Below are 19884 nucleotides of genomic sequence, written 5' to 3' on the forward strand. Positions count from 1 at the left end.
CGGGCGGCGCGGCGCCGGCGGTGAAGCGCGCGGCGGCGCAGGCCGGCGCGGTGCCGGCCTATGCCCGCGGCGGGCTGACGATCGGCGCGCCGCATTCGCCGCAGGAACGGGAGGCGGAGGCGGTTGGCCGCGCGGTGAAGTCCGGCGCGCCGGCACCCGGCATCGGCGGGGCGGCGCCGCCGGTGCAGCGCGCCCCGAAGGAGGACCAGCGGGACCAGGCGAAGCCGGTTGCAAGGGCGGCGATGCCCGCGACCGGCGCGGAGCGGCAGGCGCCGGTGCGGCGCGCCGAGAAGATCAAGCCGACCGAGCCGCCGGTGCAGCTGGCGGCGAAGCCCGAAGCGCGGGAGCCGGTGCGGAGGGCCCCGGCGCCGGAGAAGCAGGCACGGGTCCTGAAGGCCGCGGCGCCCCTGAAGCAGGAGATGCCGGTGCAGAAGGCCCCGGCGCCGGAGAAGCAGGCGCCGGTCCTCAAGGCCGCGGCGCACCAGAAGCAGGATATGCCGGTGCGGAAGGCCCCGGCCGAGCGGCACGGGGCGCCCGACCCGGAACCGGAGGTCGCGCGCGCCGCGGTGGCTGGCGGCGGCGAGGGTGCCGCGGGCGGGGATGCCGCCCAGGCCATGGCGGCGGCGCGGGCGGGGGAAGCCCAGCCGCTGCCGCCGGCCACGCGGGCGGTGCTGGAAGGCAGCCTGGCCGCCGACCTTTCCGCCGTGCGGCTGCATGCCGGGCCCGCGGCGCAGCAGGCGGCGGCGCTGCTGCAGGCCCGCGCCATGACCCAGGGCAGCGACATCTTCCTCGGCCATGGCGAGAGCGCGGGCGACCTGGAACTGATGGGCCATGAGGTCGCGCATGTGCTGCAGCAGGGCGGCGATGCCGCGCCGCAGGTACAGCGCGCGCCGCTGCCGGGCGCGCCGGCGGCGCCTGCTGCGCCCGCGCCGCCGGATGCCGCCAGCGATCCAAGCCAGGGCCTGTTCGTGAACGGCAAGCTCGGCAGGCTGAAGATGAAGTCGAAGACCGAGGTGGAGTCGGTCGAGCTCGCCGAGATCGAGATGTTCGGCTTCAAGGCGACCCTGAATTCTGCCCCGCTCACCCTGAAGCCGGAGACCCGCAAGCAGACCGAGGCGAGGCACGCCGCCAACAAGATCGATACCCAGTCCGAGCTCTGGGAGAAGGCGCTGGCCGCCAACGGCAAGGCGATCCAGGACGCCATCCGCAAGAAGGGCGACGACGCGCAGCAGACCGTCCGGCGGGACCCCGACAACCCGGCGACGGACGAGACCTCCAACCCTCGGGTTTTCTTCTTCTCGGTCAAGGGGGCGAAGGGGCAGTTCCACCTGGTCGGCACGGACGCCGAGATCGCGCAGCGGGCGCTGCGGCCCTGGTGGAACGCCGCCGGGGCGCTGACCCTGATGGAGGTGGACCACAAGAAGGAACTGCAGCTGGGCGGTGACCATGGCCCGGCGAATTTCTGGCTGCTGGACCGCACCGCCAACGGCGAATCCGGCCGCGGGATCGACCGCGAGGTGCGGGCCAGGGTGAACGCCCTGCGGGACTCGGCCCAGGCCGCCTTCGGCAAGGCCTACACCGTCCCCGGCTACAACAAGCTGCGCTACAACGACGCCGCGCCCATCACGGTGGCGAAGGTGACGCCGAAGGGCACGCCCTCGGCCGGTCCCTTCACCTGGGAACTCGGGCCGGTCGGCCAGGCCGAGCCGATCAAGAGCCTGGAGCCGCTGCCGCAATCCGAGATCGAGAAGCTCGGCGGCAAGGCCGGCCAGCTCTCGCTCTTCACCAACCGCCTCGGCGGCAGCCAGCTCTCGCTGCCCTACGACAAGGCGAAGGGTGCGGTGACGCAGCTGGACGCGCTGAGCCTCGCGGGCTTCCAGGCGACGTCGCTGACCTACGCCTCGCCTGGCGGCGGGGAGTTCAAGGGCAGGATCCTGCCGCGGAAGGGCTCGGCGGTGACGCCGAAGGAGCTGACCATCCCGGTCGCGCCCATGCCCGGCCTGCGCAACGCCGCCGTGCTCGACACCAAGCGCATCCCGGCGATCCAGACCGAGGTGCCGGGCGCCAGCCCCTTCACGCTGACGACCATCGAATTCCGCGCCGCCGCGCTCTATGCCCGCGGCGAGATCAAGCCGACCCTGCCGCTGCTGGCCAACACCATGCTGGCGGCCGAATTCGACGGTGGCGAGCTGCGGCTGGAGGCGGAGCTTTCGCCCGGGGAGCTCTCCATCCCCGGCCCGGTGCGGATCACCAATTCCAGCCTGGCCATCATCGCCGGCACCGATGGCATCGGCGCTCGCGGCAGCCTGGCGCTCGAGATCGACCGGGTCGGCCGCGGCGTGCTGGAGGCGAGCGCGGGCACGGTCGGCGTCGCGCTGTCCGGCAGCTTCGAATTCGACACCAGCCTGTTCAGCCAGGCCAGCTTGAAGGCCTGGTACAAGGCCGGCGAATTCGGTGCCGATGGCACGCTGTCGATCGCCGAAGGCAAGATCAAGGGCATCAAGGCCGCGACCATCAAGGCGCATTACGACAAGGACCGGCTCTCGGCCGAAGGCGAGGTCACGCCGAGCATCCCCGCGGTGAAGGACGGCAAGCTCAAGGTCGAGCACGCGGCGGAGACCGGCCTGTCCATCGCCGGCGACCTCACGCTCGGCACCATCCCCGGCTTCTCCGGCGGCACGCTGAAGGCGGCGCTGGCGCAGAAGGGCGAGGCCTGGTCGGTGAAGGCGGCCGGCAGCCTCACCCCCGCCATTCCCGGCATCGCCGGGGAGGTGGCGGCGCAGTACGAGGATGGCGGCTTCCTCGCCCGAGGGACCCTGGGCTTCGCCAAGGGCATGCTCAGCGGCACCGCCACCATCGGCGCCAGCAACCAGGCGGTGGGGCCGGACGGCGTGCCCGCCGGCCCGCCGACGGATCGGCTGACGCTGTTCGGCGGCGGGTCCGCCACCTTGCGCCTCGCCCCCTGGCTGCAGGCGACGGCGGGGCTCACCTTCCACCCGGACGGCCAGGTGGCGGTGGATGGCAGCATCGGCCTGCCCGCCGCCATCGACCTGTTCGAAGCGAAGCGGCTGGACAAGGACCTGTTCAAGATCGGGCTCGACATCCCGATCCTGGGCTTCGCCGTCGCCGGCCAGCGCGTCGGCATCTTCGCCAACATCACCGGCGGGGCGCAGGTGGGCGCCGGCATCGGGCCGGGGCAGCTGACCGACCTCTCGCTCTCGGTCCACTACAATCCGGCGCGGGAGGAGGAGACGGAGGTCAAGGGCACCGCCCACCTGACCGTGCCGGCGGATGCCGGGCTGCGCGTCTTCGTCCGCGCCGGCATCGGCGCCGGACTGCCGCTCATCAGCGTGCAGGGCGGGCTGGAGGCAGGCGGCAGGCTGGGGCTGGAGGGCGCGCTGAGGGCCGGCGTCGACATCGACTGGCGGCCCGGCAAGGGGCTGGCGATCGAGGCGGCGGCGGAGCTCTTCGCCGAGCCGAAGCTGCGCTTCGACCTGTCCGGCTTCGCGCTGGTCGAGGCCGACCTCTTCGTCACCAGCATCGAGCTCTACAAGAAGACCTGGGCGCTGGCGGCGCTGGAGATGGGCAGCGGGCTGCGGCTCGGCGTCAAATTCCCGCTGCGCTACGAGGAAGGCAAGCCCTTCAGCTTGGCGCTGAGCGACGTGGAGTTCACCGTGCCGCAGATCGACCCGATGGCGACCATCGGCAAAGTCATCGACCAGGTGGTGTAGCGCCGGCGGCGCCCGGCCAGACCACGCGCGGTGGGGCTTGGCCCATGCCGGGTCATCGCGCGGTCCGCGCCGCCCGGATCGCCTGCCAGACCCGCCCCGGCGTCGCCGGGCCGTCGAAGGTGGTCACGCCCAGCGGCGCCAGCGCATCCTGGATGGCGTTGCCGATGGCCGGGACGATGCCGCCCATCGCCGCCTCCCCCGCGCCCTTCACCCCCAGCGGGTTGGTGGTGCAGCGCGTCGGACTGAACCCCACCGCGAAATCCGGCAGGTCGGCGGCGCGCGGCAGCGGGTAGTCGAGGAAGCTGGCGGCCAGCGGCTGGCCCGACTCCGGGTCATAGGCCGCATGCTCCAGCAGCGCCTGGCCGGCGCCCTGGGCGATGGCGCCATGCGCCTGCCCCGTCGCCACCATCGGGTTCACCAGCACGCCGTAATCCTCGACGGCCAGGTGGCGGACCAGCGCCGTCGTGCCGGTCTCCGGGTCCACCTCCACCTCCACCACATGCACGCCGTTGGGGTAGGTCAGGTGCTCCCGCGTCCAGCGGTGATAGCTGTCGAGCGGCGCGCCGGCCTCCCGCGCCAGCGCCGCCGCCTCCATCAGGCCGAGCGTGCGGTTGGTGCCGGGCGCGGCGAAGATCCCGTCCTCGAAGCGCGCCGCCGCCTCCGGCACAGCCAGATGCGCGGCGGCGACGGCGCGGCCGCGGGCGATGACGCCGTCCGCCGCGCGCCAGATCGCCGTGCCGCCCATATAGGTGGCGCGGGAACTGCCATGGCCGCCGCCGATCGGCACCAGGTCGGTGTCGCCATGATGCAGGCGGATCAGCGCCTCCGGCACGCCCAGGCGTTCGGCGAGGATCTGCGGGAAGGTGGTCTCGTGCCCCTGGCCGATGGTCTGGGTGCCGACCAGCAGGGCGATGCCGCCATCCGCCTCGAAGCGGATCTCTGCATTCTCCTCGGGCGAGCCGGCGGTGCCCTTCAGGTGCAGGGCGAAGCCCAGGCCGCGCAGCCGGCCGCGCGCCGCGCTTCCGGCCCGCCTTTCGGGGAAGCCGGGCAGGTCGGCCGCTTCCAGCGCGCGGTCCAGGCAGGCGCGGAAATCGCCGCTGTCCACGGTGAAGCCCAGCGCGTTGGTCATCGGCGTCGCCGCGACCAGGTTGCGCCGGCGGAGGTCCGCGCGGTCGAAGCCGCAGTCCCGCGCCGCCTGGTCGATCAGCCGTTCCAGCAGGTTCATCGCCTCGGCGAAGCCGGGGCAGCGGGTGACGCCGAGCGGCACCGTGTTCGTCAGCACCATGCGCGTCGTCAGCGCGACGACGGGGATGGCATAGGCGGTGCCCTGCAGGTGGACATACTGGCTGGTATGCACGCCGCCGGTGCCGCCGATGAGATAGGCGCCGAGATTGGCGTCGCTCTCGACCCGCAGCGCCAGGAAACGCCCTTCGGCGTCCAGCGCCAGCTCGGCCACCGCCGCATGGTCGCGGGCCTGGTGGTCGCTGAGGAAGAGCTCCGTCCGCGTGGCGATCCAGCGCACGGGCCGGCCGAGGCGGCGCGCCGCCCAGGGGATCAGCGCATATTCGGCATAGAGGAAATTCTTGGCGCCGAAGCCGCCGCCGACATCGGGCGCGACGAAGCGCATGGCATCGGGCGGCACGCCCAGCGCCCGTGCCGCCTGGTCGCGGTTGCCATGGACGTTCTGGCTGGAGAGATGGACCACGTAGCGCCCGACCGCGTCGTCCCAGGCGCCCAGCACGCCGCGCGGCTCCAGCGGGTTGCTGGCGATGCGGTGGTTGTGCAGGGCGATGCGGATGCGGTGCGCGGCGCGGGCGAAGGCGGCGTCCGCCGCCGCATGGTCGCCCCAGCGCCAGTCCATGCAGGTGTTGCGCGGCACGCCCGCCGCGATCTGCGGCGCGTCCGGCGCGCGGGCCGCCGCGGCGGTGGTGACGGCGGGCAACGCGGCATAGTCCACGGCGATCAGCTCGGCCGCGTCCAGCGCCTGGGCGCGGGTCTCGGCCACCACCAGCGCCACCGGCTCCCCCACATGCCGCACCCGGCCTTCCGCCAGCAGGGGCTGGGGCAGGAAGGCGAAGGCCTCGCCGGTCTGGGCATTGGCTGCGGCGGTCGGGTGCATGGGGCGGAGGCCGTCGGCGCGGGCCTCCGCGGCCGTGAGCACCGCCAGGACGCCGGGGGCGGCGCGCGCCGCTGCGGTGTCGATCCGCTCGATGACGGCATGGGCGTGCGGGGAGCGGAGCAGCACCGCCTCCGTCACGCCCGGCACCGCCAGGTCGTCGAGGTAGCGGCCCTGGCCGGTCAGGAAGCGCGCATCCTCCCGCCGCCGCGGCGTGCCGCCGATGCCGGACCTTGCCATATGCGCCCCTCCCCGTCCCAGGGGCGATGATCCCCGGCTCCGGCCGGGGCGGCAACCGTCAGCCGGCCCCGTCCTCCTCCTCGGCCATGGAGAGAAGCTCGGCGGTGCTCAGCAGCAGGACGCGACGGGCGTCAAGGATCTGCGGCGCCTGGTGCTGGATCGCGTCCCAGCGCGCCTCGACCGCGTCCAGCGCGGCGTCCAGCGTCTCGAACCGCTCCTCCTCCGGCGCCGGGCGACCGGCGCGCCAGCGCAGATAGACCGGGCCCTGGGCCGACATTCTCTCCCCCTCCCCCCTGGGTGACATGGGCGGGGCTTCCTTGCCGCAGGCCGCGGCCGGCGACAAGCCGGCCACGGCCTGCGGGGGCGGGGGGAGGTCGGGCGGCCGGCAACCCCGGATGCCGAAGGCGGCCGGGCATGCCGCGCGCTGGGTCGGCGTGGCGGCTGCGCGCCGATCAGGCGCAACCCGGCCTCCGCCGGAGGGCAGGCGTCAGGCCATGCCGCTGACATAAGCCTTCAGGCTTTCCACGTCGTGCTGGTGCAGCATGATCTTGTGCTTCACCAGGTCGCGGATGCTGACGATGCCGGTCAGCACCCCGTCGCGCGAGCAGACCGGCAGGTGGCGGAAATAGCCGCTGTCCATGATTTCCATGGCGGCATCCACCGTGGTCTCCGGCGTCACGGTCTGCACGTCCCGCGTCATCAGGTCGCGCGCCTGCATGTCGAGCGCCGAGGCGCCATGATGCGCGATGGCGCTGACCACGTCCCGCTCCGAGACGATGCCGACCAGCCGGCCGGAGGGTTCCCGTACCACCACGGCGCCGATGCGGCGGGAAGTGATGGTGTGCGCGATCTCGGCCACCGCCGTGTCCGGCCCGACCGAGATGACGTCCTGGCCCTTCTGCTTCAGCACGACGGCGATGGTCATGACCGCTCCTCCTTATTGTGGTCGGACGACCGACCGATTTGGGACGCGGCAGCGCTGACGCAATGTGCCGATACGGCGGCACCGCCCGGAACGGCGTTAAATCTTCTTCATACGTTCAGTGAATACGCGTCAACGTCAGTAAAGCCGGTAATAGCCGCAAGCAGATGCTGCCCGCACTGTCAGTTCAGGCTGACAGATGTGTCATGTTTTCTGGAAACGATCATCGGCCCGGCCGCCATCCGGCCCCGTCATCGCCGCACCGGTCCAAGGCGGGCCGGACCTCGCGGCGCATCCTCCGGCCGCGGGCAAGGCGCCCGGCAGGCGCCGGGACCGAACGCGCCACCCTGCCGGCAGGCCCGGGGGCCGTGCAGCCCCGCGCCTTCGCATGGATGCACGGCCCGCCCTAAGCTCCCGGGCAGGAGGACACGCCGCATGGATCTTGGCCCGATCGCGCAGCCGCCGGCCCCGCCCGCCGGGGCGGATGCCGTGCCAGACAGCCATGGCCTCAACCTCTGGCGCGCCGATCCCTGGCTGGCGCCGCTGCTTGGCCTCTATCTCCCGGCCGACCTGCTGGCGCATCTGGCGCCGCATCTGGACCGCATGGGCGCCCTCGCCGGCGGCAGGCTGGACACCCTGGCCGGCACAGCCGACCGCGCCCCGCCGGTGCTGCGGCACCGCACCCGCCGGGGCGATGACGTGCAGGCCGTGGAGTACCACCCGGCCTACTGCGAGATGGAGCGGATCGCCTTCGCCGAGTACGGCTTGGCCGCCATGTCGCATCGCGGCGGCGTGCTGGGCTGGCCGGCGCCCATGCCGCCGGCGGCGAAATACGCGCTGACCTACCTGTTCGTGCAGGCGGAATTCGGCCTGTGCTGCCCGCTGTCCATGACCGACGCCCTGGCCCGCACCCTGCGCCGCTTCGGCGGCCCGGACCTGGTCGCGCGCTACCTGCCGGCGCTGACCGCCACCGACCTGGACGCGCTGCGCCAGGGCGCGATGTTCATGACCGAACAGGGCGCGGGATCCGACATCGCCGCCACCGCGGTGCTGGCCGGGGAGGCACCGGACGGCACCTGGCGCCTGACCGGCGACAAGTGGTTCTGCAGCAACCCGGATGCCGGCATGGCCCTGGTGCTGGCGCGCCGGCAGGGCGGCCCGGCGGGGCTGCGCGGCGTCTCGCTCTTCCTACTGCCGCGGGACCTGCCGGACGGCACACGCAACGCCTACCGGATCGTGCGGCTGAAGGACAAGCTGGGCAGCCGCGGCATGGCGAGCGGCGAGGTGCGGCTGGAAGGCGCGACGGCCTTCCTGGTCGGCGCGCCCGAGGCCGGGTTCCGGCAGATGGCGGACATGGTCAACGCTTCCCGCCTCTCCAACGGCATGCGCGCCGCCGGCCTGATGCGGCGCGCGGTGACGGAGGCGATGCACGTCGCCCGCCACCGCATCGCCTTCGGCCGGCGCCTCGTGGACATGCCGCTGATGCGCCGGCAGCTCCTCAAGCTCGCCCTGCCGATGGAGCAGGCGCGCAGCATGGTCTTCCAGGCGGCGGAGGCACTCCGCCGGAGCGATGCCGGCGAGGACGGCGCCCATGCCCTGTTGCGCATCCTGACGCCGCTGCTGAAATTCCGCGCCTGCCGCGACGCCCGCAAGGTCACCGGCGACGCCATGGAGGTGCGCGGCGGCTGCGGCTACATCGAGGAATGGCCCGACCCGCGCCTGCTGCGCGACGCGCATCTCGGCAGCATCTGGGAAGGCACGAGCAACATCGTCGCGCTCGACGTGCTGCGGGCGGCGCAGCGGGAACGGTCGCTGCCCGTGCTGCGGGCGCATGTCGCCGGGCTGCTGGGCAATGCCGGGGCGCTGCCCGGCGCGCTGCCGCTGTTCGACCGCGCCGCGGCACTGGCGGAGCGGGCGCAGGAGAACCCGGCGCTGGCACGGCAGGCGGCGAGCGCGCTGTACCACCTGACCAGCGCCGCCGCGATGGCGTGGGAGGCGCAGAGACTCGATGACCCTGCGCGGCTGGCACTCGCCAAGCTGGTGCTGACGCATCGGGTGCTGCCGAAGGACCCGCTGGCCGATGATGACAAGGCCGTGCCGGACGATCTGCTCGACCGACTCCTCGCGCAGTAAGAATGCGGGAGGAGGTATCCTCCCGCACCCTCCTCTATTTCTGTGAGTCTGCATGCTGATCAGGCTCGTGCTCCAGACCGGCGTCCTCCTCCTCCTGCTCGGCCTGGCGCTGTTCGGCGGGGCCGGCACCAGCCGATGGCCGGCGGGCTGGGCGCTGCTGGGGCTGTTCGGCACGGGCAGCCTCATGGCCGGCGTGTTCCTGCTGCGGCACGACCCGGCGCTGCTGCGCGAACGCATGACCCTGCCCATGCATGCCGAGCAGCCGCGGCGGGACAAGCTGCTGCTGCTCGGCATCGGCCTGCTCTGGTTCGCCTGGCTGGCCGGCATGGGGGCGGCGCATCGCCCCGCCTGGCCGCTGCCGCTGCACCTGCTCGGCGCCGCGCTCTTCGTGGCCGCCTATGCCGTCATCGCCTGGACCTTCGCCGCCAACAGCTTCGCCTCCCCGGCCGTGCGGGTGCAGAGCGGCCGCGGCCACCGCGTGGTCGACACCGGCCCCTATGCCTGGGTGCGCCACCCGATGTATGGCGGCGCGCTGCTGCTGTTCCTCGCGCTGCCGCTGGTGCTGGGCAGCCCGGCCGGGCTGCTCGGCGTGCCGGTCCTCGCCGCGCTGCTGGCGCTGCGCACAGGGTGGGAGGAAGCGGCGCTGCGCACCGGCCTGCCCGGCTACGCCGCCTATGCCGCCCGGGTCCGCCACCGCTTCCTGCCGGGACTGTGGTGACCCGCCCGCCTTGACCCCCGCGCCGCGCCGGCCCCAGGCTGCCGGCAAAACGGGAGGGTCCGAGGATGGCGGAACGCCGCATCGGCATCATCATGAACGGCGTCACCGGCAGGATGGGCACCAACCAGCACCTGGTGCGCTCCATCGCCGCCATCCGCGCCGATGGCGGCGTGCGGCTGGCCAATGGCGACCGCGTCATGCCCGACCCCGTCCTGGTCGGCCGCAGCCGCGAGAGGCTGGAGGCGCTGGCCCGCGCCCATGGCATCGCCCGCGTCAGCACGGATCTCGACGCCTGCCTGGCCGACCCGAAGGACGGGCTGTTCTTCGACGCCGCCACCACCCAGCTCCGCGCCGGGCTGATCCGCAGCGCCATCGCCGCCGGCAAGCACATCTATGTCGAGAAGCCCACCGCCGACCGGCTGGAGGATGCGCTCGACGTCGCGCGGCGGGCGAAGGCTGCCGGCATCAAGCACGGCGTGGTGCAGGACAAGCTGTTCCTGCCCGGCCTGCGCAAGCTGAAGATGGTGATCGACAGCGGCTTCCTCGGCCGCATCTGCAGCGTGAAGGGCGAGTTCGGCTACTGGGTGTTCGAGGGCGATCTGCAGCCGGCCCAGCGCCCCTCCTGGAACTACAAGGCCGCCGAGGGCGGCGGCATCATCCTCGATATGCTCTGCCACTGGCGCTACGTGCTGGACAACCTGTTCGGAGAGGTGGAGGCGGTCTCCTGCCTCGGCGCCACCCATATCCCGCAGCGGATCGGCGAGGATGGCAGGCCCTACGCGGCCGATGTGGACGATGCCGCCTATGCCACCTTCCAGCTCCGCGGCGGCGTCGTCGCCCACATCAACTCCTCCTGGGTCACGCGCGTCCGCCGCGACGACCTGGCCACCTTCCAGGTGGACGGCACGCATGGCTCGGCGGTGGCCGGGCTGCAGCGATGCTGGACGCAAAGCCGGGTGAACACGCCGAAGCCGGTCTGGAACCCCGACATCCCGCAGCCGATCGACTTCTTCGCCGGCTGGCAGGAAGTGCCTGCCACGCAGGACTACCCGAACGGCTTCCGCGCGCAATGGGAGATGTTCCTGCGCCACCTGGCGGGGGAGGTGGAGACCTTCCCCTGGGACCTGATGGCCGGCGCCCGCGGCGTGCAACTCGCCGAGGCCGGGCTGCGAAGCTGGCGCGAGCGGCGCTGGATCGACCTGGAGCCACTCGAAGCATAAGCCCGGGGGAAGGTATTCCCCCGGACCCCCATCTATTTCCATGAGTCTGGCGCGCGCCGCGCGGCGAATGCGAGACTCACGGAAAAAGGGGGGTGCGGGGGTTCTCCCCCGCCCTTTCTTTCTTCTCTGCGTGGAGACGCGAGCATGCCGACCATCACCCTGCCCGGCGCGGACGGCCTCGCGCCCTTCACCCTCAGCCCGCCGCGCGACTTCCCGAAGGCGGTGCCGCCCTTCCCGCGCATCGCCCTCGCCGCTGCGCATGTCGTCGCCGACCCGCGGGCGGAGCAGGACCCGTGGCTGGACGCCAAGCTCGACTGGGACCGCACCATCGCCTTCCGCCGGCATCTCTGGTCGCTCGGCCTCGGCGTGGCGGAGGCGATGGACACGGCGCAGCGCGGCATGGGCCTCGACTGGGCGGCGGCGCTCGACCTCATCCGCCGCAGCCTGGATGCGATGCGGGACGTGCCCGGCGCGGTGATGGCCAGCGGCGCCGGCACCGACCACCTCGCCCCCGGCCCGGACGTCAGGGTGGACGATGTCATCCGCGCCTATGAGGAGCAGTGCGAGGCCATCGAGAGGCTCGGCGGCCGGCTGATCCTCATGGCCTCCCGCGCGCTGGCCAAGGCGGCGCGCGGCCCGGCCGACTACGAGCGGGTCTATGCCCGCATCCTGAGCCAGGTGCGGGAGCCGGTGATCATCCACTGGCTGGGCGAGATGTTCGACCCCGCCCTCGACGGCTACTGGGGCCATGCCGAGCACTACACGGCCATGGAGACCGCGCTCTCGGTCATCCAGGCCAACGCCGCCAAGGTGGACGGCGTGAAGATCAGCCTGCTCGACAAGGAGAAGGAAATCACCATGCGGCGCCGCCTGCCGGCCGGCGTGCGCATGTACACCGGCGACGACTTCAACTACCCCGAGCTGATCGCCGGCGACGGCCAGGGCTATTCCGACGCCCTGCTCGGCATCTTCGACCCGATCGCGCCCGCGGTGGGCGGGGCGCTGGCGCGGCTTGCGCAGAACGACCTGGCCGGCTTCCACGCCATCCTGGCGCCGACCGTGCCGCTGTCCCGCCATGTCTTCCGCGCGCCGACGCGCTTCTACAAGACGGGCGTCGTCTTCCTCGCCTGGCTGAACGGCCACCAGGACCATTTCACCATGGTCGGCGGCCAGCAATCGGCCCGCAGCATCGGGCATTTCGCCGAGCTGTTCCGCCTGGCCGATGCCGCCGGCCTGCTGCGCGACCCGGACTTGGCCGCCGCCCGCATGCGCACGCTGCTGGCCCTGCACGGGGTGGGCTGAAGCGTGCCGAAGCCCGGACCCCTCTCCCTCAACACCGTCACGGTGAAGGAACGCTGGGGCCTGGCCGAGTGCATCGAGGGCTGCGCCCGCCATGGCATCCCCGGCATCTCGCCCTGGCGGGACGTGCTGCAGGCCATGGGCGTGGCGAAAGCGGCGCGGCGCATCCGCGAGGCGGGGCTGATGGTGACCGGCCTCTGCCGCGGCGGCATGTTCCCCGCCGCCGACGCCGCCGGCCGCCGCCGCGCCATCGACGACAACCGCCGCGCCATCGCCGAGGCCGCCGAGCTGGGTTCCGCCTGCCTGGTCATGGTCTGCGGCGGGCTGCCGCCGGGGTCGAAGGACCTGCCAGGCGCGCGGGCGATGGTGCGGGACGGGCTGCACGAGATCCTGGGGGAGGCGCGCGCCGCCGGCGTGACCCTGGCGCTGGAGCCGCTGCATCCCATGACCTGCGCCGACCGCAGCGTGCTCAGCTCGCTGGCCCAGGCGCTCGACCTCTGCGACGACCTGGGCGCCGGCACCGGCGTGGCGCTCGACGTATACCATGTCTGGTGGGACCCGGATCTGGACCGGCAGGTGGCGCGGGCCCAGGGGCGGATCGCCGCCTTCCATGCCTGCGACTGGCTGGTGCCGACCACCGACACGGTGTTCGACCGCGGCATGATGGGCGATGGCTGCATCGACATCCCGCGCATCCGCGCCATGGCGGAAGCCGCGGGCTACACGGGCTTCATCGAGGTGGAGATCCTCTCGAAGCGCTGGTGGCGGGAGGATCCGGACGAGGTGCTGGACCTGATGAAGCGGCGCCACGCGACGGCCTGCTGAGGCGGGCTGCCGGAGGTCGCCAGCGAGCCCGTGGCTTCCAGGGGCCCTTCGGCCTTTGGCGGGGCGGCGGCACTGCCGCCACCGCCCGAGAGGAGCAGGGCCCCTCCCCGCACCGCTGCGGCCTATCGGCGCGCCGTCATCTCCTCCAGCACCGGCAGCAGATGCGGCTTCAGCCCGGGCCAATTCTCGCTCATCGGGAAATGGCCAAGGCCCGGCATGATCACCGCCTTCGCGCCCGGGATGGCCGCCGCCGTCGCCCGCGTGTCCTCCGGCCGGCAGGAATAGTCGAACTCGCCGGTCAGCAGCGCCACCGGGCAGCGCGCGGTGTCGATGCGGGCGAGTTTGCCGCGCAGGTCGCCTTCCTCGGCGTAGAAATGCAGGTCGCCGCGGAACACGCCCGGGCCGCCCTGCATGTAGTGCCACAGCGTCTCCCATTTTTCCGGGTCGGGCGCCGAGGGGCCGATCAGGCCCGAGACCATGGCGCCACAGACCTCCCCGCCATGGATGCGCGGGTGGTGCAGGACGGAGAGGTCGTAGTAGCTGCCGGTGAAGGCGCTGCCCTGCAGGCCGATGACGCCGCGCAGCGCATTCGGGTGTTCCGCCGCCAGGTCCAGCACGATGCGGCCGCCGATGGAGCAGCCCATGACGATGGGTTTCTCCAGCCGCAGCGCCCGCGCCACCGCCATCACCAGGCCGGTATAGCCGGCCGTGGTCAGCCGGTACTCCTCCCGCTCCCATCCCGCGGGCGGGGAGGACTTGCCGTGCCAGGGCATGTCGAAGGCGATGCAGCGGAAGCGGCGGGTGATGTCGGCGTCGTTCAGCAGGTCCCGCCATTGCCGCCCGTCGCTGCCGGCGGTGTGCAGCAGCAGCAGCGGCGTGCCCTCCCCGGCCTCCTCGACATAGACACGGTGCGGCCGTCCCTCGATGTCCATGCGCAGGTAGCGGCCGGAGATCGGCTCGAAAGCAGGCTCGCCCCGGGGCGAAGGCGCGGGGTCCGGCTTCGGCGGCGCGGCTTGGCGCAGCAGCGCCAGCGCGCCCTTGAACCAGGCGAGATGGGCGAAGAACACCGCGGTGTCGCCCTCGATCCGCAGTGCGCCCTGGCGGCGCAGCGCCAGCAGGTCGTTCCAGCCGGCGACCGGCGCCGGCGCCAGGAAGCGCGCCATGCCCTCCGCCGTGATGCGCAAGGCGAGCGTGAAGGCGGGCAGCACGAAGGGCCCGGGCCGCAATTCCAGCACCTGGCCGCGGCGGATGCAGGCGAGCCAGGCTTTCTCGCCCACCTCCATCAGCACATCGGCATCCAGGTGGCGGCCGCGGCGTGCCAGGGCCGCATCCTCCGCAACGCGCGCCGGCCATGCGGTCATTGCCTGGTCCATGGGCGATCCCTCCCCTTCCGTCCTTTGGCTGGCAGGCTATCGCCGGCGGATGTGTCGGTCACGCCGCTTGCCGCCGGCGGCAAGCGGCCGGTAGCCTGCCCGTTGCGGCAACGACCGCCGGGAGGACCAAGGATGACCCAGGACGCACCGCGCCGGCCCGGCCGGCGCCAGGCCATGGCGCTCGGCGCCGGGCTGCTGACCGCCGGCGCCCTGCCGGCCCGCGCCATCCCTGCCGCGGATGTCCAGCCGCCGCGCTACGCCCTGGAACGCGGCGCCCGGCTGCGGGTGCTGCGGCCGGCCAAGTTCATCGACCCGGACGAGGCCATCTTCAACGAGAACACGAAGCGCTTCACCGACCGCACGGGCATCGAGGTGCGGGTGGATTACGTGAACTGGCCGGACATGCCGGTGCAGGTCGCCGTCGCCTACAACACCGGCCAGGGTGCCGACGTCGTCATCGGCTTCGGCGCCGACCCGCATCTCTATGCCGACAAGGTCGCGGACATGACCGACCTCGCCGAATATCTCGGCGCGAAATACGGCGGCTGGTTCGACCTGGCGCAGGTCTATGGGAAGAAGTTCCGGACGAACCAATGGCTCGGCCTGCCGATGGGCGGCACCACCAGCCCGGTGGTCTATCGCCGGTCCTGGGTGAAGGAAGCGGGGTTCGACCGCATCCCGAACGACCTCGGGCAGTTCCTCGAGCTCTGCCGCGGGCTGAAGCGCATCGGCCGGCCCTGCGGCTTCGCGCTGTCCCATGCGCCGGGCGATGCGCCGGCCTATGCCAATTGGCTTCTCTGGTCGCATGGCGCGTCCCTGACCGACGAGGAAGGGAAGGTCACGCTGGACACGCCGCAGACCGCCCGCGCGCTGGATTATGCACGGGCGATGCAGGAGACGATGGTGGCCGGCACCATGTCCTGGAACGGTGCCTCCAACAATCGCGCCTTCGTGGCGGGGGAGATCGGGCTGACGCAGAACGGCGTCTCCATCTACTACTCCGCCAAGACCAGCAGCGACCCGGCGCAGAATGCGGTGGCGGCGGATACCGAGCATGCCGAGATGCCCTATGGCGCCGCCACCAAGGCGCCGGAGACGGCGCTGACCCTGAACGCCATGGTGCCGCGCTACACCCGCGTGCCGAATGCGGCGAAAGAGTATCTCCGCTTCATGATGGAGGCGGAGCAGTACGACCGCTGGCTGACCGGCTGCCTCGGCTACTGGTCGCAGCCGCTGAAATCCTATGCAGAAAGCGCGGTCTGGTCCTCCGACCCCAAGCTGGCGGTGTACAAGGACGCCATGGATACGCCCTTCTACGAAGGGTATCGTGGCCCGATCTCGGCTGCGGCCGGCGCGGTGCTGGAGAATTGGGTCGTGGTGGACATGTTCGCCCGCGTCGCCACCGGGCAGCAGCGCCCAGCGGACAGCATGCGGGAAGCGCAGCGCGCGGCCCAGCGTTGGTACAGGGGCTAGCCGTCCGATCGCCCGAGGCGCGGCCGAGGGCGTGAACCGGCCGGCCGGATGCATCACGGGAGGAATGGCCATGCTGACTGAAGCCCAGAAGGCGGAATACGACCGCATCGGCGCGATTGTGGTACCGGACGTGCTGAGCGCGGCCGAGGTCGCCGAATTGCGCGCCGTGACCGACGGCTTTGTCGACCGCGCCCGGCAGGTGACCACGCATGACGCGGTCTACGACCTGGAGGACAGCCACAGCCCGGCACAGCCACGCGTCCGCCGCATCAAGGCGCCGCACCTGCACCATGACGCCTATGGGAAGCTGGTCCGCCACCCCGGCATCGTCGCGGTGCTGCAGTCGCTCTGGGGCCCCGACATCCGCTTCGACACGGCGAAGCTGAACCTGAAATCCGCCGGCTTCGGCGCCGCGGTGGAATGGCACCAGGACTGGGCCTTCTACCCGCACACCAATGACGACCTGGCGGCCGTCGGCGTCATGATGGACGACATGGAGCTGGAAAACGGCCCGCTTCTCATCATCCCCGGCAGCCACAGGGAACCCATGGTCTACGACCACCATGGGGAGGATGGCCGGTTCTGCGGCGCCATGGACCCCGGCAAGCGGGAGGTGGACTACACGCAGGCGGTGCCGCTGACCGGGAAGGCCGGCTCCATCACGGTGCACCATGTGCGGGCGGTGCATGGTTCGGCGCCCAATACCTCCAACCGCGACCGGCGTCTGCTACTGTTCCAATTCCGCGCCGCCGATGCCTGGCCGCTGCTCGGCTTCCCCGAGGGGATCGAGGCCTTCGACCGGCTGATGGTCGCCGGCACGCCGGGACTGAGCCCGCGCCTGGCGGATGTGCCGGTGCGCCTGCCGCTGCCGCCGGCGGAAAAGCAGGGCTCGATCTACGAGAACCAGAAGGGCTTGAAGAACCGCTTCTTCGCCGCGGCGGCAGAGTAGGTGGCCAGGGTTTAACCCGCAGGGGCGGAACGAGGACTTTCGCGCGGGCGTTTCCCACCCATGCGCGAGCCCTCCGTCTTCGCCCGCATCGCCCAAGGGGCCTCCTGCCAAGCAGGACGGTCCTGGGCCTTCGTCGCCGCGGCAACGGTGGTGCTGGTCTGGGCCGCCACCGGGCCGGTCTTCGGCTTCTCGGATACCTGGCAGCTGGTGATCAATACCGGCACGACCATCATCACCTTCCTGATGGTCTTCCTGATCCAGCATGCCCAGAACCGCGACACCCAGGCGATTCATGCCAAGCTGGACGAGCTGATCCGCGCCACCCAGGGCGCCCACAACCGGCTGATCGCGCTGGAGGACCAGAGCGAGGAGGAGCTGGCCCGGACGCGGGAGGAGCTGCGCCGGGTCGCGGAGGCCAGCCAGGCGGTGGTCCGGGAAGCCCTGCCCCTGGCGGGCGCGCGGCGATAGGGCCTTCCCGGCCCCCTGACCAGAACCGCCGCAGGCGCTACATTGCGGGCAGACAGGAGATGCCCGTGGTCGCCATCACCTCGCCCGCCTTCAAGGAGAATGCCGCCCGCGCCCTGGCCGATCCCGGCCTGCAGAAGGCGCTGGGCACCGCCAAGGGCGCCTTCCTGCAGCGCCGCGCCCAGGCGGTGGCGAACCTGCCGGAATTCGAGCAGCTGCGGAACATCGGCCGGGACATCAAGAACCACACCCTGGCCAACCTGGATTTCTACCTGGAAGCCTATGCCGCGAAGGTGGAGGCGGCCGGCGGCACGGTGCACTGGTGCAGCACCGCCGACGATGCCCGCGCCACGGTGCTGGAGATCTGCCGCAAGGCCGGCGCCCGCACCGTCACCAAGGGCAAGTCGATGATCTCCGAGGAACTCGGGATCAACGCGCATCTGGAAGCCAACGGCATCCGCCCGGTCGAGACCGACCTCGGCGAATACATCCTCCAGCTCCGGCAGGAGCATCCCAGCCACATCATCGCCCCCGCCTTCCACCTGAACCGCGAGGACTGGGAGGCGGATTTCCGCCGCCTGCATACCGACCTGCCGGCCGACCGCGTCTTCGCCGAGCGCCGCGATATCCTGGCCGAGGCGCGGACCAAGCTGCGCGAGCAGTTCCTGCAGGCCGATGTCGGCATCACCGGCGCCAATTTCCTGATCGCGGAGACGGGCAGCAGCGTCATCGTCACCAACGAAGGCAATGGCGACCTGACCCAGACCCTGCCGCGGGTCCATATCGCGCTGGCCAGCATCGAGAAGGTGGTCCCAACGCTGGAGGACGCGACCAACATGCTGCGCCTGCTGGCGCGCAGCGCCACCGGCCAGGATTTCTCGGTCTACACCACCTTCTCCACCGGCGCCCGCCGCCCCGGCGACCTGGACGGGCCAGGGGAATACCATGTGGTGCTGGTGGACAATGGCCGGTCCAACATGATCGGGACCGAGTTCCAGGAGATGCTGCGCTGCATCCGCTGCGCCGCCTGCATGAACCACTGCCCGGTCTATGGCGCGGTCGGCGGCCATGCCTATGGCTGGGTCTATCCGGGCCCGATGGGCAGCGTCCTCACGCCCTCCCTCGTCGGGATCGACAAGACGGGCATGCTGCCCAACGCCTCCACCTTCTGCGGCAAGTGCGAGAGCGTCTGCCCGGTGAAGATCCCGCTGCCCAAGCTGATGCGCCATTGGCGGGAGAGGGAGTTCGAGCGGCACCTGACCCCCGCGGCCCAGCGCAGCAACCTGGGCCTCTGGGCCTGGTTCGCCCGGCGGCCGCGCGCTTATCGCCTCGCCACGCGGGCGGCCATCGGCGTGCTCGGGCTGCTCGGGCGCGGCAAGGGCGCCTTCCGGTCGCTGCCCCTGGCCGGCGGCTGGACCCGGGGGCGGGACCTGCCGGCTCCGGAACCGGGCGGCACCTTCATGGCGCGCTACGCCAGGCAGCGGCGATAGCGCGGCGACCGGCCGTGACGCCGGGCCGCGGGCGGCGTGGCCCGGGGGGCGTTCCATCCGCGGCCGCCGCCGGCCGCTTCCCGTGCCGCCCCGGACGGGCTAGCACCCGCCCATGACGAAAGAGGCCATCCTCGGCGCCATCCGGCGCGGGCTGAAGCGCGGGCCGCTGCCGGCGGACCAGCAGGCGATGCTGGGCGGCCGCCTCGCCGCCCATCCCCGCCACCTGATCCCGGCCCGGTCGCGCCTGCCGCGGCCCGACCAGGTCGCGCTGTTCATCCGCAACGTCGAGAAGGAGTTCGGCACCGTCGCCCGCGTGCCGGACCTGGCCGGGGTGCCGCCCGCGCTGGCCGACTACCTGGCAGGGCAGAACCTGCCGCCGCGCCTGGCCATGGCGCCGCATCCGGAATTCGACGCGATCCCCTGGTCCGACCGCCCGCTGCTGGAGATCGAGCGCCGCCGCGCCCAGGCCACCGACCAGGTCAGCCTGCAGCATGGCTGGGCCGGCATCGCGGAGACCGGGACGCTCATGCTGCCGTCCTCCCCCCACCTCCCGACCACCCTGAACCTGCTGGCGGAGACCGAGGTGGTGGTGCTGCGCGCCAGCGCCATCGTCGGCGCCTATGAGGAGGCCTGGGACCGGCTGCGGGCCGAAAGCCACGATGCCGTGTCGGGCGGCTTCATGCCGCGCAACATCATGTTCGTCACCGGCCCGTCCCGCAGCGCCGATATCGAGCAGACGCTGGAACTCGGCGCGCATGGCCCCCGGCGGCTGCACATCATCCTGGTGGACGACGATCCGGCCGCCCTGCCGATGGGCGATGCGCAGGCGCCGCCGCGCGTCGCCGAGCCGGGCGGCCTCGCCCCGCCCGGCGACTGACGACCGATGCCGGCGCGGCGCCCGACCAGCGGCGGGGACGCCGCCCCGCCCCC

At 72.2% G+C, this 19884-nt stretch carries 15 protein-coding genes; 11 read left to right on the forward strand and 4 right to left on the reverse strand.

The window, feature by feature from the left end:
• Nucleotides 1-3731 (forward strand): eCIS core domain-containing protein (locus tag E2C05_RS16715; RefSeq protein WP_133220786.1); only part of this gene is annotated, 3731 nt, incomplete at its 5' end.
• Between the two features lie 52 nt (nt 3732-3783).
• On the opposite strand, the gene E2C05_RS16720 is transcribed toward E2C05_RS16715, so the two are convergent.
• From E2C05_RS16720 to E2C05_RS16730, 3 genes are all read right to left on the reverse strand, one after another.
• A complete protein-coding gene (locus tag E2C05_RS16720) occupies nt 3784-6087 on the reverse strand; it encodes a xanthine dehydrogenase family protein molybdopterin-binding subunit (RefSeq protein ID WP_133220787.1) in 2304 nt (767 codons plus the stop codon).
• A gap of 58 nt (nt 6088-6145) precedes the next feature.
• Nucleotides 6146-6364, reverse strand: coding sequence for a hypothetical protein (locus E2C05_RS16725; protein ID WP_133220788.1), 219 nt, complete (start codon nt 6362-6364; stop codon nt 6146-6148).
• 210 nt (nt 6365-6574) lie between these two features.
• Nucleotides 6575-7012, reverse strand: a complete 438-nt coding sequence (locus E2C05_RS16730; RefSeq protein WP_133220789.1) for a CBS domain-containing protein — start codon at nt 7010-7012, stop codon at nt 6575-6577.
• A gap of 432 nt (nt 7013-7444) precedes the next feature.
• Here E2C05_RS16730 and E2C05_RS16735 point away from each other — a divergent pair, with 432 nt between their 5' ends.
• From E2C05_RS16735 to E2C05_RS16755, 5 genes are all read left to right on the forward strand, one after another.
• Complete coding sequence (locus E2C05_RS16735; RefSeq protein ID WP_133220790.1) at nt 7445-9142, forward strand: acyl-CoA dehydrogenase family protein; 1698 nt, start codon at nt 7445-7447, stop codon at nt 9140-9142.
• A gap of 52 nt (nt 9143-9194) precedes the next feature.
• Nucleotides 9195-9860 (forward strand): methyltransferase family protein, encoded by a 666-nt coding sequence (locus E2C05_RS16740; RefSeq protein WP_133220791.1) that lies wholly within the window; start codon nt 9195-9197, stop codon nt 9858-9860.
• A gap of 65 nt (nt 9861-9925) precedes the next feature.
• On the forward strand, nt 9926-11080 hold the full coding sequence (locus tag E2C05_RS16745; protein ID WP_133220792.1) for a Gfo/Idh/MocA family protein: 1155 nt from the start codon (nt 9926-9928) through the stop codon (nt 11078-11080).
• A gap of 144 nt (nt 11081-11224) precedes the next feature.
• Nucleotides 11225-12382 carry a dihydrodipicolinate synthase family protein gene (locus E2C05_RS16750; protein WP_133220793.1) on the forward strand — a complete coding sequence of 386 codons (1158 nt, stop codon included), beginning with the start codon at nt 11225-11227 and terminating at the stop codon, nt 12380-12382.
• Between the two features lie 3 nt (nt 12383-12385).
• Complete coding sequence (locus E2C05_RS16755) at nt 12386-13204, forward strand: sugar phosphate isomerase/epimerase family protein (protein ID WP_133220794.1); 819 nt, start codon at nt 12386-12388, stop codon at nt 13202-13204.
• A gap of 122 nt (nt 13205-13326) precedes the next feature.
• Here the strand turns inward: E2C05_RS16755 and E2C05_RS34210 are convergent, their stop codons facing one another.
• Nucleotides 13327-14577 carry an alpha/beta fold hydrolase gene (locus E2C05_RS34210; RefSeq protein WP_200305181.1) on the reverse strand — a complete coding sequence of 417 codons (1251 nt, stop codon included), beginning with the start codon at nt 14575-14577 and terminating at the stop codon, nt 13327-13329.
• A 132-nt stretch (nt 14578-14709) separates the two neighbouring features.
• Between E2C05_RS34210 and E2C05_RS16765 the strand changes: the two genes are divergently transcribed.
• From E2C05_RS16765 to E2C05_RS16785, 5 genes are all read left to right on the forward strand, one after another.
• Nucleotides 14710-16050: an ABC transporter substrate-binding protein gene (locus E2C05_RS16765; RefSeq protein ID WP_133220795.1), complete on the forward strand. Its 1341-nt coding sequence runs from the start codon at nt 14710-14712 to the stop codon at nt 16048-16050.
• Between the two features lie 70 nt (nt 16051-16120).
• On the forward strand, nt 16121-16999 hold the full coding sequence (locus E2C05_RS16770; RefSeq protein ID WP_133220796.1) for a phytanoyl-CoA dioxygenase family protein: 879 nt from the start codon (nt 16121-16123) through the stop codon (nt 16997-16999).
• A 60-nt stretch (nt 17000-17059) separates the two neighbouring features.
• Entirely contained in the window at nt 17060-17467 is a 408-nt protein-coding gene (locus E2C05_RS16775; protein ID WP_133220797.1) for a low affinity iron permease family protein, read from the forward strand.
• Nucleotides 17468-17532: 65 nt separating this feature from the next.
• A complete protein-coding gene (locus E2C05_RS16780) occupies nt 17533-18954 on the forward strand; it encodes a LutB/LldF family L-lactate oxidation iron-sulfur protein (RefSeq protein WP_240046766.1) in 1422 nt (473 codons plus the stop codon).
• A gap of 112 nt (nt 18955-19066) precedes the next feature.
• Complete coding sequence (locus tag E2C05_RS16785; RefSeq protein ID WP_133220799.1) at nt 19067-19831, forward strand: LutC/YkgG family protein; 765 nt, start codon at nt 19067-19069, stop codon at nt 19829-19831.
• Nucleotides 19832-19884 lie beyond the last annotated feature (53 nt).

This window comes from Paracraurococcus ruber (genome assembly GCF_004353985.1).
Classification (GTDB): domain Bacteria; phylum Pseudomonadota; class Alphaproteobacteria; order Acetobacterales; family Acetobacteraceae; genus Paracraurococcus; species Paracraurococcus ruber.